The 15501-nt window shown below is 51.4% G+C and carries 15 protein-coding genes; 13 read left to right on the forward strand and 2 right to left on the reverse strand.

What is annotated here, in order from left to right:
• The first annotated feature begins 53 nt into the window (after positions 1-53).
• Complete coding sequence (locus MHH82_RS06750; protein ID WP_340964563.1) at positions 54-965, forward strand: LysR family transcriptional regulator; 912 nt, start codon at positions 54-56, stop codon at positions 963-965.
• Positions 966-1474: 509 nt separating this feature from the next.
• Here MHH82_RS06750 and MHH82_RS06755 read toward each other — a convergent pair.
• The gene (locus MHH82_RS06755; protein WP_251499384.1) at positions 1475-1918 is read right to left on the reverse strand and encodes a hypothetical protein; all 444 of its coding nucleotides are present in this window, start codon (positions 1916-1918) and stop codon (positions 1475-1477) included.
• Positions 1919-2314: 396 nt separating this feature from the next.
• Between MHH82_RS06755 and MHH82_RS06760 the strand changes: the two genes are divergently transcribed.
• The 11 genes from MHH82_RS06760 (at position 2315) to pepT (ending at position 12931) form a co-directional block, all read left to right on the forward strand.
• Positions 2315-2452, forward strand: a complete 138-nt coding sequence (locus MHH82_RS06760) for a hypothetical protein (RefSeq protein ID WP_187293012.1) — start codon at positions 2315-2317, stop codon at positions 2450-2452.
• A gap of 408 nt (positions 2453-2860) precedes the next feature.
• Positions 2861-3637: an ABC transporter permease gene (locus MHH82_RS06765; protein ID WP_340964573.1), complete on the forward strand. Its 777-nt coding sequence runs from the start codon at positions 2861-2863 to the stop codon at positions 3635-3637.
• On the forward strand, positions 3634-4434 hold the full coding sequence (locus tag MHH82_RS06770; protein ID WP_340964575.1) for an ABC transporter permease: 801 nt from the start codon (positions 3634-3636) through the stop codon (positions 4432-4434). Before MHH82_RS06765 ends, MHH82_RS06770 begins: the two co-directional genes overlap by 4 nt.
• 15 nt (positions 4435-4449) lie before the next feature.
• The gene (locus tag MHH82_RS06775) at positions 4450-5436 is read left to right on the forward strand and encodes an ABC transporter ATP-binding protein (protein ID WP_340964578.1); all 987 of its coding nucleotides are present in this window, start codon (positions 4450-4452) and stop codon (positions 5434-5436) included.
• Between the two features lie 93 nt (positions 5437-5529).
• A complete protein-coding gene (locus MHH82_RS06780; protein ID WP_192569430.1) occupies positions 5530-6204 on the forward strand; it encodes a response regulator transcription factor in 675 nt (224 codons plus the stop codon).
• A 169-nt stretch (positions 6205-6373) separates the two neighbouring features.
• Positions 6374-6874: a DUF3995 domain-containing protein gene (locus tag MHH82_RS06785; protein WP_340964583.1), complete on the forward strand. Its 501-nt coding sequence runs from the start codon at positions 6374-6376 to the stop codon at positions 6872-6874.
• Between the two features lie 217 nt (positions 6875-7091).
• Entirely contained in the window at positions 7092-9062 is a 1971-nt protein-coding gene (locus MHH82_RS06790; protein ID WP_015733858.1) for a tetratricopeptide repeat protein, read from the forward strand.
• A 145-nt stretch (positions 9063-9207) separates the two neighbouring features.
• Complete coding sequence (locus MHH82_RS06795) at positions 9208-9969, forward strand: methionine ABC transporter ATP-binding protein (protein WP_051425335.1); 762 nt, start codon at positions 9208-9210, stop codon at positions 9967-9969.
• Positions 9962-10660 carry a methionine ABC transporter permease gene (locus MHH82_RS06800; protein WP_015733860.1) on the forward strand — a complete coding sequence of 233 codons (699 nt, stop codon included), beginning with the start codon at positions 9962-9964 and terminating at the stop codon, positions 10658-10660. Before MHH82_RS06795 ends, MHH82_RS06800 begins: the two co-directional genes overlap by 8 nt.
• Positions 10661-10716: 56 nt before the next feature.
• Positions 10717-11553, forward strand: coding sequence for a MetQ/NlpA family ABC transporter substrate-binding protein (locus tag MHH82_RS06805; protein WP_015733861.1), 837 nt, complete (start codon positions 10717-10719; stop codon positions 11551-11553).
• Between the two features lie 145 nt (positions 11554-11698).
• Positions 11699-12931, forward strand: coding sequence for a peptidase T (pepT, locus tag MHH82_RS06810; RefSeq protein WP_015733862.1), 1233 nt, complete (start codon positions 11699-11701; stop codon positions 12929-12931).
• 72 nt (positions 12932-13003) lie between these two features.
• Here the strand turns inward: pepT and MHH82_RS06815 are convergent, their stop codons facing one another.
• Positions 13004-13888, reverse strand: a complete 885-nt coding sequence (locus MHH82_RS06815; RefSeq protein ID WP_340964591.1) for a helix-turn-helix transcriptional regulator — start codon at positions 13886-13888, stop codon at positions 13004-13006.
• Between the two features lie 191 nt (positions 13889-14079).
• On the opposite strand from MHH82_RS06815, the gene MHH82_RS06820 reads away from it, so the two are divergent.
• Complete coding sequence (locus tag MHH82_RS06820) at positions 14080-15378, forward strand: alpha-glucosidase/alpha-galactosidase (RefSeq protein ID WP_015733864.1); 1299 nt, start codon at positions 14080-14082, stop codon at positions 15376-15378.
• Positions 15379-15501 lie beyond the last annotated feature (123 nt).

Below are 15501 nucleotides of genomic sequence, written 5' to 3' on the forward strand. Positions count from 1 at the left end.
ATTATGACATGCATTCATATACTCAAGGATATCAATAAAGGAGGAAGAATCTCATGGAACTGCTTCAGCTGCATTATTTTCAGACGGTGGCCCGAATGGAGCACATGACCAAGGCCGCGAAGGAACTTCGCATTGCCCAGCCTGCGCTCAGCAAGACGATTGCCCGCTTGGAGGAAGATTTGGGCGTGCCTCTGTTTGATCGGCAGAGCCGGCAAATCAAGCTCAATTCATTCGGGAAGGCTTTTCTGAAAAGCGTCGATACGGCGTTATCGGCCCTAGAGGAAGGCAGGAGGGAAGTGTCCGATTTGGCAGGCATGGAGCGGGGGAGCATCCGCATAGCAACGACGGCATTGCCCCGGCTGTCCAAAGCCCTGGGCGCTTTCCGCGTGCGATATCCTGACGTGAATTTTCGCATCATTCAGATTCCGCCCGACTCCACGATGGAGATGGTGCAGATGCTGGAAAACGGAGAAGTCGATCTGTGCTTTACCGCGGCGGCCTTGGACGAAGACCACATTCGGGAGATTCCGGTCCTCCATGCGGAGGTGTTCTTGGCGGTGCCTCACGGCCATCGATTGGCGGGACGGTCCCGCATTTCCCTTCAGGAGGTGGCGGGGGAGGCCTTCATCGAGTACAAGGCAGGCCATCCGTTTCGTAAAATGAACGAAGAGTTTTGCCGATTGGCCGGGATCAGCCGGGAAGTCGTATGTGAAGTCGATGAGCCGGCAGCATTGTCCAGCCTCGTATCGGCCGGGCTTGGAGCCGCATTTGTACCCGGATGCAAAGGGGACGACATGCCCCCGTACGCGATGGTGCGCATTGAGAAGCCTTCCTGCTACCGCACCTTTACCATAGCCTGGCTGGAGCGGCGCTACTTGTCCAAGGCCGCGACGGAGTTCCAGTCATTCCTGGTAGACTATTTCCGCGAGTTTCAGGAGCCGATGAAGCATAAAGACGTGATCTGACAAATCACGTCTTTTTTCTGTCCCGGCCGTCTCCCTTCTACATAAGCCGAGCATCCCTTCATACCGTTTTATAGACCAAAGAACAGGGAGAAGTAGATGGCCCCGCCGCCCGTTGGTTACTTTTCATGACGATGAAGTCTTCGCACGCCCATGACTGTTGTTCTCAACCGGCCTAGGGAAAAGAAGGCTTCTGGCGCATCCTGTCGATTGAATCCCTTTTTGCATAGACAAGACCCGATTTGAGTTCACATTAACAGTACAGGCAAAAGTAAAACAAACTGCAGGAGCTGATTCATTGTCATCTTTCCGGATCTAATCTAAAATAATTGGGTGTGAGAACAGAGGAATGGATGTCGGTTAAATTGTTAACCTGGCCCGGTTTGTGTTCCTTTTTAAAGAAAAAAATGCTCCCCATACAGTAACAGATTTTAATATTTCACCTGTTCACGTAAAGGAAGCATTTCTAAAGTCATCTACGATGACTTTTTGGAGATTAATTTAAATATAAATTACACTAAATTACTTGCTGATTGAAGTAACATATATTCTTTTCCATCAATTTCATATGATAGATCAGGAAGGTATTCCCTGGTTAACACATTAAGCGTTTTCTGATCTATCTCATTGTATTTAACCTCTGGAATAAAAATGACAAGGGCAAGAATAGATTCTAAAAAATCCAAAATAGGTTTTAAATACTTCTCACCATTGTTCGTTGTACTAACATTATCCATTATCAAATAAAATGATTCGTCCACTAATGAAATCGGTGGAGCATCCTCGATTCTTTTAAAATCCTTAATTTCTAGCAATAATTCATCATTTGAATTCGATTTTATAGTTAAATATAAAACTTCGTTGTTCAATTTAAAAATAGCTTCGGCACTATCATCAATAACTTTAAATTTTTGAATAAGGCCTTCTCTTGATTGATATATACGATTTATGAACATGTAGCACTCCCCACAATTCTCAAGCGTAAATTCTTATAAATCTGTTAATCTTTTAATTATAGAGTGGTAGGCATCACTTTGACCCTTATTTAGAGTGTTTCTATTTCTAAGATTCTTATATGCTTGATATGTTTGCTCCCACTTTAATTGATCACTCTCAGATCGATTATAGTCCTTTAAATACGAGTTGTTAATTATAACAGGGGTAGGATATATTCTGATATTAAAACCTCCTCTTCCTAAAGGAGTAAAAGAGCATATTCTATATAAAAAATATGCTTTCTTGATTAGTGAGAAAGAAGATATTGATGTGGAGCTCCTATTAAGTTTGGTAAGCGATTATCAAAACTATTACTTTTTAGCATTAGAAAGTTTGATTATGGAGAATTCAAAATTTTGGAGGATGCGATCGAAAATAAGTTAATTGATACCAAAAGTCTGATGAAATTTACTACTAAAGATGTTAAAGGAGAAAACAAAAAAAGAAAAACAAGTTTACGTGCTAAAGCCGAGAAAGCTTTAGAACACTTATAATTGGTATCTCATTTATAGAGGATCACCAGAAGTCACTGTGACTTGGTGTACCTCCTAAGAAGTAGAGAAGATAGAACCCATGTCCTACGCAATGAGAAAGCTAGACGCTATATCCAAAGTACAGGATTCACTAAAACTAGAAAAAGTAAGTAAAAGATCCCGAGGATTTCATCCTCGGGTTTCTGTTTTTATTCCCCATTCAGTAGGACCGCCTTAATTTTTTCTAAAACATAACTCCTTGATAAATTCTCTTGGAAATTCATTATATCAATTACTGAAAAGGAAAGATGCTTGCGAAAAAATCCTTGCCTGAAATGGAACGTTCTGGTATGCTATTGTCCTTCTCTCATTTTCGCCTTGTCTGAAGTGGATGGGTCCGCCATCTAAAATGCTTATCGGAGGTGCTTCATGCTTTATTTCACATTGGCTTCCAAAGCCTATGCCCGCAATTTGCAGTACCGCGGCGCCCACATGGTGCACAATGTCGCCAGTGCGATGTTCGGCTTCATGTATGCCTGTATCTGGCTCGGTCTCGGCGCCGATTACGCGCTCGGAGATTACGGAACGCAGGGAATGGTCGGTTACATCGCCTTTACGCAAGCCGCGCTCTGGGTTTCCAGTTTCGTCACGAATGGCCTCGGCATTCCCCAAGCCGTGCGAACCGGCCATATTTCCCTGGATTTGATGCGTCCCGTTCATTTGTTCAGTCATTTGATGGCCAAGGAATGGGGTCAAGTCGCCTACCAATTCGTTTACAAATCCATCCCGATTTACCTGGTGTATTATTTTGCCTTCTCACTGCAGCTGCCCGGAAAAGCAGTCACCTTCCTCTACGTTGCCATTGCGCTAGCAGGCGCCGCCTACTTATCGATTTGCATCAACTATCTCATCGGCGCATCGGCATTATGGACAACGGAATCGTCTTGGTTGTATTGGGGCAACCACGCGATGATCAATCTCCTAGCCGGTTTCTTCATTCCCATCGAATGGCTGCCGGGCTGGCTTCAGACGATTGCCTGGTGGTCGCCGTATCCGTATCTGCTCTATGTGCCGACCCGGATCTATCTGGGCTTCGATGACGTTTCCCATCTGTGGGGCACGTTGTCATGGTGCGTGCTGCTGACGGTGGCAAGCCTGCTGGCTACCGGATTCCTAAGGCGGAAAGTGGAGGTGCAGGGAGGATGACCGCGAGATCCTGGCTATCCCTGTATGCGCTGCTGATCCGTACGAGCATCAAAAGCCGCATGCAGTACAAATTCAATTTCATCCTGGCTTCGTTTCTTGCCGCATTGATCCAAATTTCCGAGTTTCTCATGGTCGCCATCGTCCTCTACAAGTTCGGAGCCATTCAGGGCTGGTCCATGCACGAAATCGGGTATTTGTTTGCCGTCATGACGCTGTCGAAGACGCTCTACCGGACGTTTGGGGATGAAGTGCATCATCTTGAGAGATACCTGGTCAACGGGGAGCTTGACCAGCTGCTGACCCGCCCCATGCCGGTGCTGCTGGCGCTCATGCCGCAGAAATTCCGAATCATGCTGGGCGAAGTGCTGCAGGGCGGCTTTCTGCTCTGGTGGTCGCTGTATGGCATGATGGCGGCAGGTCAGGTGGGATGGAGCGCGGTGCCGCAATCGCTGTACATTATCGTCACGGGTGCCGTCATCCTGTTCTCGATCGGCCTTGCGACCGCAACCTTCGGTTTTTGGACGACCCGGATCACCGAGCTTCAGAACCTGACGGAGGACGCAGCCCGGACGGCGGCCCAGTATCCGCTCACGCTGTATCCCAAATGGATGTCGTCGATCCTGCTGATCGTGGTCCCGGTCGGTTTGGTCAATTATGTCCCATCGCTATACATACTGCGGGGCGAGCTCGGAGCCTGGGTGCTGCCTGCGTTGGCTGGAGCGGCCCTGTTATGTCTCGGTTTAAGCCTGAGGTTCTGGCAGTTTGGTTTGACGAAATATCAAAGTACAGGGAGCTAAAGGAGGAATGCGTCCATGATTGAAGTGAGCAACATACGCAAGGAGTTCAAAACGCCGGTCGTGAAGGAGGGGCGCTTCTCCGGTCTGCGAACCCTGTTTACGAGAGAATACCGGACGAAGGAAGCCGTGAAGGGGATCAGCTTTCAAGTGGAGCCGGGGGAATTCGTCGGTTACATCGGTCCGAACGGCGCCGGCAAATCCACAACGATCAAAATGCTGACCGGCATTCTCCACCCGACCTCGGGCAGCGTATCGATCGGAGGCAGGAATCCGCACAAGGAACGGCGCAGCGTGGTGAACAATCTGGGCGTCGTATTCGGTCAGCGCAGCCAGCTGTGGTGGGACTTGCCGGTGAAGGATTCCTACGATATTTTGGCGAAAATGTACTGCGTGGATCAGGCGGACAAGGAGCGCAGACTCGGACAGTTTGCCGAACTTCTGGATTTACGGGCGTTCTGGGAAACGCCTGTGCGCAAGCTGTCGCTCGGGCAGCGCATGCGCGCCGACCTCGCGGCCGCGATGCTGCATGATCCGGACGTGCTGTTCCTGGATGAGCCGACGATCGGCCTGGACGTGAACGCCAAGCGGAACATCCGCCATTTTCTCAAGCTGGTCAACGAGCAATTCGGCAAGACCATCCTGCTCACGACGCATGACATGGATGATATCGAACAGCTCTGCAATCGCGTAATGGTCATTAACAACGGCGAGCTTTCCTATGATGGAACGGTGAAGTCCCTGCGCGAGACGATCGGGCTGCCTACGGTCATCACCGTGACCTTCCGCGGACCTTTTGTTATCCCTGAGCAGTTTCAGGGGGAAGGCAATCTTTCCGTCCCGATCCGCGTGACAGGTTCTCTGGATAACACCGTCACGATTGAGGTGAACCGCCGCGAGATGAACACGCTTGATATTTTTAAAGAGCTGGGCCGCTGGGGCGAGCTGGACGATATCGATATGGAAGATCCCGATTTTGAAGACGTGATTCATAAGGTATACTGACTAAATCAAGAGAGGGCTTCAAATAGGAGCCCTCGTTTCACTCCAATATGCTAAACTACCAGTATATCCCTCATAAGGAGTCAAACACAGACGATGAGTTTTACTATTTTATACATAGAAGACGATAAGGAGATCGGCGCTTGGTCCAAAGATTTTTTAATCGAACTTGGCTATAAAGTGATCTGGAGGACTTCAGGCCATGATGCTATGGAATCTTTTGAAACGTGCAGCCTGGTCATACTGGACATCATGATCCCAGGATTGGATGGCTATACGATCGGACAGCGGTTCAAGCAGCGCCGTCCGGATGTACCGATCTTAATGCTGACTGCCAGAACGTCAATGGAGGATAAACTGCAAGGGCTATCCTTTGCCGATGATTACATGACCAAGCCGTTTCATCCCGACGAGCTGGCTGCACGCATTCAGGTGCTGTTAAGACGTTCTGGTTCAATGGCTTCGGATAACCTCCAGGTGAAGCATTTAAATATTGACCGGAGAACGAACCGTATATTAAATACGGAAACGATGGATGAAATCGTTCTTACGGGCAAGCAATTTCACATTTTCATGTATTTGATCGATCATTTGAATCAAATATTGACCCAAAAGCAAATCTACGAGGCCGTATGGAGGGAACCGTATATTCATGGCGACAAGTCGCTTATGGTGCATATTCGCCATTTACGGGAGAAGATCGAGATCGATTCAAGCTCTCCTCAAATTATAGAAACGATCCGGGGGGTCGGATACCGGGTGTGCTCATGAATGTGGGTCGCTCGCTTATTCAGACAAAGGAAATGAACTTGCAATGGGAAGTGAAGTCCATTCTTAGCCGCACCTCAGCTATGGTTTGGGCGGAAATTTAAACGAAACTTAAACTTCGAGTCAACTTAATGCTCTCTTTAGATAGGTATGATGAGCTTGAGGTGATGAAATGAATGAATCAAGAATGAAAAAAGCGGGGGTTGTTGCCTGCATTGCTGCTGTGCTGTATGCCCTTCCCCATTATTGGTGGGGGCTTGGCTTCGGGTTTGCATTCCCCGGGGATTTCCAGGAGACGCCGGATGATTTTTGGTCGCATGCGATCGGCTACTGGGGAATGGGAACCATCGCTATGTTGGCTGCCGTCTTCGCGCTTGCTTTCGCCAGGCCTTGGGGGAGACGACTGCCGAAATGGATGTTAGTTGTTCCGGCAACAGCCGGTTCGGTGTTGTTGTCATTATGGGGATTTATCTATTTCGCCTTGCAGTATCTGTTAGCGGTTGGACGCGTTCAGTCGGCCCCGATGCACGCTGCTCAAGATGCAAGCCCCATGGCGGCGTGGGGATACTTCTGGTATGCGCTCTTTCTGGTCTGGGGAATTTCGCTAGGCATTGCTGCATACCATGCCGGAAAAACCCGATGGCGCAAAATGGAAGAGCATTTCACTAAATAATCGGAAGTAATATTTTGGATTGCACATTTTTGGTATCTTTATACAATATAATAGGATACACACCGAAAGAGGAGCCTGCAGGAGGTTCCTCTTTAATTTGGATGCAAATGGACATAGAGGAAGTATAATATAGAGATAAGGCGAAAGCTGCCCCGGCTCTAATCATAGGAGCCCAAGAAACCCAAGAATAACATCTACATACAAAGGATGAGCCACCATGAAGTTGATGAAGCGGATCTGGTTCCGTATCGGGAACCATTACAGGAAGAAGCGGGATTTTGAGCAAGCCCTTAAATATATGAGAAAAGGCGAAAGCGCCATTACAAGTTTTAATGACAAGCTGCACTATGCGGAACTGCTGCACAACAGCGGCTATTCGGATGAGGCCGTGGCTTATCTGGGACGCGTGATCGAAACGAGCGGCAGCCATCGCGCGTACGAGCGGCGCGCCCATATTTTGCGGGAGCTGAACCGGGAGCGCGAGGCCATCGAGGATTTGGATGAAGCGATTCGATTGAATGCGGACAATTATATGAATTGGTATACCCGGGGCATTGCGCACAAGGATTTGAACCAGTACGACGAGGCGATCCGGGATCTAAAGGAAAGCATCAAGCGAGAGGACGACAGCACGGTAATTTCGACCTACTATGAACTGGGCATGGCCTATTACGAGAGCCGGAACCCGGCGGAAGCGGCGCGCTATTTTCGTTTAAGCATCCAGAAGCCGGAGCGCGCCATTCCGATGTATTACTACATGCTGTCGGTGTCGCTGGATCTGATGGATCATGTGCAGGAAGCCGTGGGCGTCCTGCAGGAGGGAATCCAGCTGGCTGACCGGTATGAAGCGGAAGCGGATGGCGGATATGCGCTGTTCGCGGGAAGCACCAACTACAGCTATGGCGCATTCCAGACGTTTCAGCGGCAAGCGCGCGAGGCGTATTCCTTCCGGAAGCCCATGGCGGATCTGTACGTGCAGCTGGGGGATTTGGGGCAGGCCGAGCACTATCTGTCGGAGGCCATTGAACGGTATCCGGATTCGTACGAACTTTACTTAAAGAGGGCGGAGGTCTTGAACCGGTCCGGCAGCAAAGCTGCGGCCAAAGCCGATTTGGAGTGGGCGATCGAGGCGGAACCGGACGATTACCGCGCTTATTTCGATTTGGCCCGTATCTACCGCGAGGATGCCCGGGAAGAGGAAGCCTTCGAGCTGATTTCGAAGCTGTATGCGAGACAGCCGGATTCCCCGCTGGCTTGCTACTGGATGGCCGACTGCTACTACCGGCTGGGTCGCCAGGAGGAGGCGCTGGCGATCAATGACAAGCTGCTTAAGCTTGAGCATGATGACGCGCCCAATTATGTGCAGCGTGCCGATATTTATATGGAGATGAACGATCTGCCGTCTGCGGAGCAGGCTTTGAAGGAAGCGGCCGCGCTCCAGGACGGGACCGAAATCCGCAACAAGCTCAGCTACGTGCTCTATCTTCAAGGACGCAACGAGGAAGCGCTGCTGGAGCTGCAGGAAGCGGTTAAGCAGGAGGAAGCCTTCTCCGAGCACCCGACGTACCTGGCGGCCAGCGGTCATATTTACAAGGAGATGGGCATGTGGGACCTTGCCATCGACGCGTATTCCCAGGCGATTCAAGCGCATCCGTCCAATCCGCGATTCTATGAATTCCGCGCCGTTTGCTTCGTGGAGACCGGCCAGCTCGAGCGGGGATTGGCGGACTGCGCTCAGGGGCTCAGCTTGAACCCGGGGCAGGGAAGCCTGTATAGCCTGCGAAGCGGAATTTATTATTCGATGGGAGACTACGCGCGCGCGAAGGAGGATACGCTGCAAGTGCTGGAGCTTTCGCCGGGTCATCCCGGGGCATATTTCAGGCTGGGGCAGATTTATTACAAGGATCAGGACGAAGATGCGGCATTGGCTGCCTTTGACGAGGTGCTGAAGGTGGTGCCCGAGCATGCCGAGAGTTATCTGTACAAAGCGCATATCTATTACGGCCAGTTTGAGCATGAAGATGCGGTGCAGGCGATCGTGAACTGGAGTTTGCATCTTCAGAAGGAGATGCCGGCTGCGGAGAAAATCCAAGCCATCGAAGGCCTGGAGGGTTTTGAGGAAGGTTTGCTGGATAAGGCGGTTGAACGCTTAACGGGCATGTATGGACATCAGCTTTATTTATCTTGAGAGCATGCACTTTCTGGCAGTGGGCAAGGGGTGTCACATTTTGTCTAAAATTATGGTATGATTCAATTGTTGTTGCAGCATCATGTGCTCGCAGGCGGTATCGCCACGCGGGCTTTCTTCATGTGGCAAGGAGGGGGATGTTAGGATGATCTCGCTGCAAGAGGTCAGTAAAAGCTATGGCAACGGCGCGGACCGTTACCTGGCAATCGATGCCGTCTCTCTCGATATTGAAGAGGGCAGCATACACGGCATCATCGGCGCCAGCGGAGCCGGTAAATCGACGCTGCTGCGCATCATGAACGTACTGGAGAGACCGGACGCCGGCAAAGTCTCGGTGAATGGACGGGAGCTGACTGCCCTTGGCGGCAGGGAGCTTCGGGAGGCAAGAAGGTCCATCGGCATGATCTTTCAGCTGTTCCAACTGGTCAGCAACCGGACGGTATGGGGCAACGTGTCCCTGCCGCTTGAGCTGGCAAAGGTACCGAAGGCTGCCCGTGCGGAGCGCGTTCAGGAGGTCCTGCGCTTTGTCGGGCTGGAGGATAAAGCGAAGTCATATCCTGCTCAGCTTAGCGGCGGCCAGAAGCAGCGGGTAGCGATTGCCAGAGCCTTGGCCAATTCGCCGACCGTATTGCTGTGCGATGAGCCGACGTCTTCCCTGGATCCGCGGACGACGGCGGATATTCTGGATGTGTTAAGACATATTAACCGGACGCTGGGGGTTACGATCGTCATCGTCTCGCACGAAATGGACGTGGTGAACGGCATTTGCGACCATGTGTCCGTGATGGAGGACGGCCGCTTGACCCGAACGTACCGTAATCGCCAACAGGATGGAGAGGTGCCTCGAGGTACCGGAACTCCAACTAACGGTGCTGAAGAAACGGGGGGACTGGGCTTCTATGAATGACATCATTCAATACGTGAACGATTATTTGGCCTATGTCCTCCAGTATCAGCATGAAATATGGCGGGCGATCGGCGAGACGTTCATTATGGTGGGCATTTCGATTGCTGCCGCTATAATACTGGGTCTTCCGGTCGGAACACTGCTATTTCTGTGCCGAAAAGGACAGCAGTATGAGAACCGGCTATTGTTCTCCATTCTGAATGCGCTGGTCAACGTTATACGGTCATTTCCGTTTCTGCTGCTTGTCGTTGCCATGATTCCGGTCACAAGGTGGATTGTCGGTACATCGCTCGGCACGGTGGCCGCTGCCGTGCCGCTATCCGTCGTAGCAGTTGCCTACTACTCCAGATTGGTTGAGCAATCCCTGCTGGAGGTGCCGAAGGAAGTGATGGAGGCCGCCTCTTCCATGGGGGCCTCCACGATCCAGATGATATTCAAGTTCCTGTATGTGGAGGCCAGGTCGGGTCTTGCGCTCGGACTGACAACCTCCACGATCAGTTTTATTTCGTACTCCACGGTCATGGGGATCGTGGGCGGGGGCGGCGTCGGGGATTTCGCGATCCGCTACGGGTACCAGCGATTCGAGGAAGAGATCATGACGTTTACGATCATCATCATGATCATTCTGGTACAATCGATCCAGTTCGGCGGGAACCTGGCTTCCAGGCTGCTGGACAAAAGAAAAGTATAATTGCGGTTTTGAACATGCTTGCACAGATTCTATTTTTTACCTGGAGGTAACCTAAAATGAATAAGAAATTATCGCTGCTTCTGCTGACCCTCATGCTTGCGCTTGCGGGCTGCGGACAGCAGCCAGCCAAGGACGAAGCCCCGGAGAGCGCGGCGCCCGAAGGGAAAGAAGAAGTGACGCTGAAGGTCGCAACGCTCATTCCGCCGATGACGGAAGTGCTAGAGCTCGTGAAGCCGATGCTGAAGGAAGAAGGCATCAATCTGGACATCCGAATTCTGTCCGATAATGTGCAGCCGAACAATGCACTTGCCCATAATGAGGTGGATGCGAATTTCTTCCAGCATGTACCGTACATGGAAGAGTACAATGCGAACAACGGGTCGGAACTGGTTCCGGTCACGCCGATCTATAATGCCGTTTTCGGCGCGTACTCCAAAAAATACAAAACCATCGAAGAGCTTCCGGACGGCGCAACGATAGCGATTCCTAACGATCCTTCCAACATCGGCCGATCCCTGGTGATGTTTGAGAAGAACGGTCTGATCGAGCTGAAGGAAGGCGTCGGCATCCAAGCGACGCAGGCCGACATCGTCGAGAACCCGCATCAATACAAGTTCACCGAGGTGGATCTGCTGATGCTGGCCCGCACCCTCGACGACGTCGATATGGTGGCCATGACGCCGGCCTATGCCAAACCTCTGGGACTGACGCCTAAGAAGGATGCACTGGTAACCGAGGGCAACGACTCCGATTTCACTATTACGCTGGTGGCCCGCAAGGATAACGTGGATTCCGAGCCGATTCAAAAGCTCGCCCAGGCGATGACCAGCCCCGAAGTGAAGAAATTCTTCGAGGAGAACTATTCCGAGATCGCGCTCCCGGCTTTTGAATAAATCAACGTTTCATTTTGGCCATAGCCTGACCGCTCCCCTGGTTTTCGGGGAGCGGTTATTTTTTTGAGCGCAGGCAAATATGGTATACTCTTGATGGATTTGAGAGGTGCACCTTACATACCATACGTATTGGAGTTGAGAATTTATGAAAAAAGAAGTAATCGACAGACTCATTACCTATGCGCAGATGGATACGCAATCCGACGAGAACAGCCACACTTGCCCTTCTACCCCGGGGCAGCTGACGCTGGGCCGGCTGCTGGTGGACGAGCTGAAGGGCATCGGCATGCAGGAAGTCACCATGGATGAGAACGGTTATGTGATGGCCACGCTTCCGGCTAACACGGATAAACCCGTCCCGACCATCGGCTTTTTGGCACATATCGATACGGCGACCGATTTTAAGGGTGCCGGCGTCAAACCGCGGATCGTCGAACAATATGACGGACAAGACATCGTTTTGAATCAAGCGCAGAACGTGATCCTCTCCCCGCAAGATTTTCCGGAGCTGAGCGGTTACAAAGGACATACGCTCGTGACAACGGACGGCACAACGCTGCTGGGCGCCGACGATAAAGCGGGCATTGCAGAGATCATGACGGCGATGAATTACCTGATCCAGCATCCGGAGCTGAAGCACGGCAAAATCCGCGTGGCCTTCACGCCCGACGAAGAGATCGGTCGAGGACCGCATAAATTCGACGTGGAGGCCTTTGGCGCCAAATACGCGTATACGATGGATGGGGGGCCGCTGGGAGAACTGCAATACGAAAGCTTTAATGCGGCGGCCGCGCTCGTGACTTGCAAAGGCAAGAATGTCCACCCCGGAACGGCCAAGGGCAAAATGGTCAACGCGGCGAAAATCGCCATGGAGCTGAACGGCATGCTCCCTTCGGAAGAAGCGCCTGAACATACCGAGGGGTATGAAGGCTTCTTTCATCTCACTTCCATCGAAGGCGATGTGGAGGTGACCGAGCTTCGTTATATTATCCGCGACCATGACCGGGAGCTGTTCGAAGGCAGGAAGGCCAAGCTGGCTTCCATCGTCGAAGAGCTTCAGGACAAGTATGGAGCCGAGCGGATCGTGCTTCAGATGAAAGACCAATATTACAATATGCGGGAGAAAATCGAGCCGGTCAAAGAAGTGGTCGACATCGCGCAGACCGCGATGGAGAAGCTGGGAATCAAGCCGATCATCGAACCGATCCGCGGGGGGACCGACGGTTCCCAACTGTCGTACATGGGCCTGCCGACACCGAACATTTTTACGGGCGGGGAGAACTATCACGGACGATATGAATACGTGTCCGCCGACAATATGGTACTGGCCGTCCAGACGATTATCGAGATTGTCCAGCTGTATGAGGCGCAGGCATAAGTTAAAAGGCAGTTGGTGTTATTTATAGAAGAGCTCCCGGCATTCATGCCGGGAGCTCTTTTCATATCAGGATCATGTTTTATTCGAGCTTTTTTCCAGGCTGTACTTATATTCGCTGGGGGTCATGCCTGTCCATTTGCGGAACTGCTTGGAGAAATAGAGAGCGTCGTTGAAACCGACGGAGGAGGCAATTTCATGGATGGAGAAGGACGATCTCATGAGTGCTTTGGCCTTCTCGATGCGTACCTTCATGAGGTACTGCATGGGCGAAAGGCCCGTATGCTGTTTGAACATCTTGGACAGATGGGCCCGGTGATAGCCGAGTGCCTTCGCCATCTGATCTATGGACAGCTGCTGGTGATATTGGGTCGAAATCCAGCGCTCCGTCTGTCTCACGCCCCGCTCAATATCCGGCATGTCATTGGAGCTCGACGGTAGATGCTCGCGGTTTAACATGGCCAGCTTATGGAGCAGCAATCGGAGCCACCCGGATGCCTGAAGATCCTCCAGCCAAGGGTGATCCGATTGGTTAAACCCGAGACGCAGATGACGGTACATCTCGGCCAGGTCGTTCAGTTCGGTTTCTTCCGTGCAGCGGATAATCGGCCTGACGGGTGTAACGCCCATATCAGCCAGCAGCAGGTTGGTGCCTTTCTCCTGCAGAGCCACCCAGTTGTAGTGCCAGGGATTCCGGTCGTCCGCTTCATAGCTGAACAGAACGCCGGGAAGGATCACGAAGGTATCGCCTGCCCGGCAGTGATGCACCGTGCCAGCGCATTCGAACACGCCTTGGCCTGTCAGGACGGTGTGAATAAGGCAGTAATCATGGATGATGGGCCCGATTTTGTGGCGGGGTACGGGCATGCCTTCGCCGCTGAACAGAATGTTCAGGTCATGACCGCCGGGCGAAGGGTTCATGCCAATCGTATAAAGGGTGTGGTCCGGCAAAATGGACATCTTTTTGGCTCCTCCTTAAACGTGTGCGAAATCAATCATTGAGCGGATATGAGATAGAGTTAGATTACATAATCGCACGACAAATGTCCATATGGCACTTGTTTTGCTCCATATTCAAAAAAGGCCGATTATCTTATAGTTAGTCATGTGAAAGCGTATTAATTTATCGAGTTTAAGGAGGGCATTTATTGATGTCTAAGATTACATTCATCGGAGCAGGAAGTACCGTATTTGCCAAAAACGTCCTGGGTGATTGCATGCAGACGCCGGCTTTGCAGGGATTTGAACTTGCTTTGTTTGATATTGACCCCGTTCGTTTGAAAGACTCGGAAAACATGCTGAATAACATAAAGAAAACCAGCGGCAGCACCTGTGTCGTAAAATCATACGGCGACCGCAAGGAAGCGCTTCGCGGAGCAAAATACGTCATTAACGCGATTCAGGTTGGAGGCTATGACCCGTGCACGATCACGGACTTCGAGGTTCCGAAGAAATACGGGCTAAGACAGACGATAGCGGACACCGTGGGAATCGGCGGAATATTCCGCAACCTCCGCACCATCCCGGTCATGCTGGATTTCGCGGCTGATATGCGGGAGGTTTGTCCGAACGCCTTGTTCCTCAACTATACGAATCCAATGGCAGTGCTGACCAATGCCATGAACACGCTGGGCGGCGTGCAAACCGTAGGTCTGTGCCACAGCGTTCAGGCATGCATCCCGCATCTGTTCGATAATTTGGGAATAGACAAGGAAGGCGTGCAGGCCAAAATCGCCGGCATCAACCATATGGCATGGCTGCTTGAGGTAACGAAGGACGGCGTGGACCTGTATCCGGAAATCAAGAAGCGTGCGGCGGAGAAGCAGAAGGAGAAGCACCATGATATGGTCCGTCTCGAGATGATGCTGAACTTCGGTTACTACATTACCGAATCGTCCGAGCATAACGCCGAATACCATCCGTATTTCATCAAGCGCAACTATCCGGAGCTGATCGAGCGCTTTAACATCCCGCTGGATGAATATCCACGTCGCTGCGTGAACCAAATCGAGGGATGGAAGGCAATGCGCGAGGATCTGGTCAACAACCAGGATCTGACGCACAACCGCTCCCATGAATACGCATCCTACATTTTAGAAGCGATCGAGACCAATGTTCCGTTCAAAATCGGCGGCAATGTGATGAATACGGGACTGATCACGAACCTTCCGAAGGAAGCCTGCGTCGAGGTTCCGTGTCTGGTCGATGCCAGCGGCGTGACGCCGACCTATGTTGGCGATCTGCCTCCGCAGTGTGCCGCGCTGAACCGCACAAATATCAATACCCAGCTGCTAACGCTGGAAGCCGCGGCAACCGGCAAGAAGGAGCATATCTATCATGCGGCGATGCTGGATCCGCATACGGCTGCCGAATTGTCCATGGATGACATCAAGAGCCTGTGCGACGACTTGATCGAAGCGCACGGAGACTGGCTTCCTAAATACCAGTAAGGAAGAATGGGTGAACGAAAGTAACGCAAGGAGCAGGGGATCCTCCCCGCTCCTTGCTTTTTTTTGAAGCGCAATGGATGGGCCGATGTTACACTAAACCTAATGATGACTCGTTTTGCCTGT

Source organism: Bacillus sp. FSL K6-6540 (assembly GCF_038007545.1).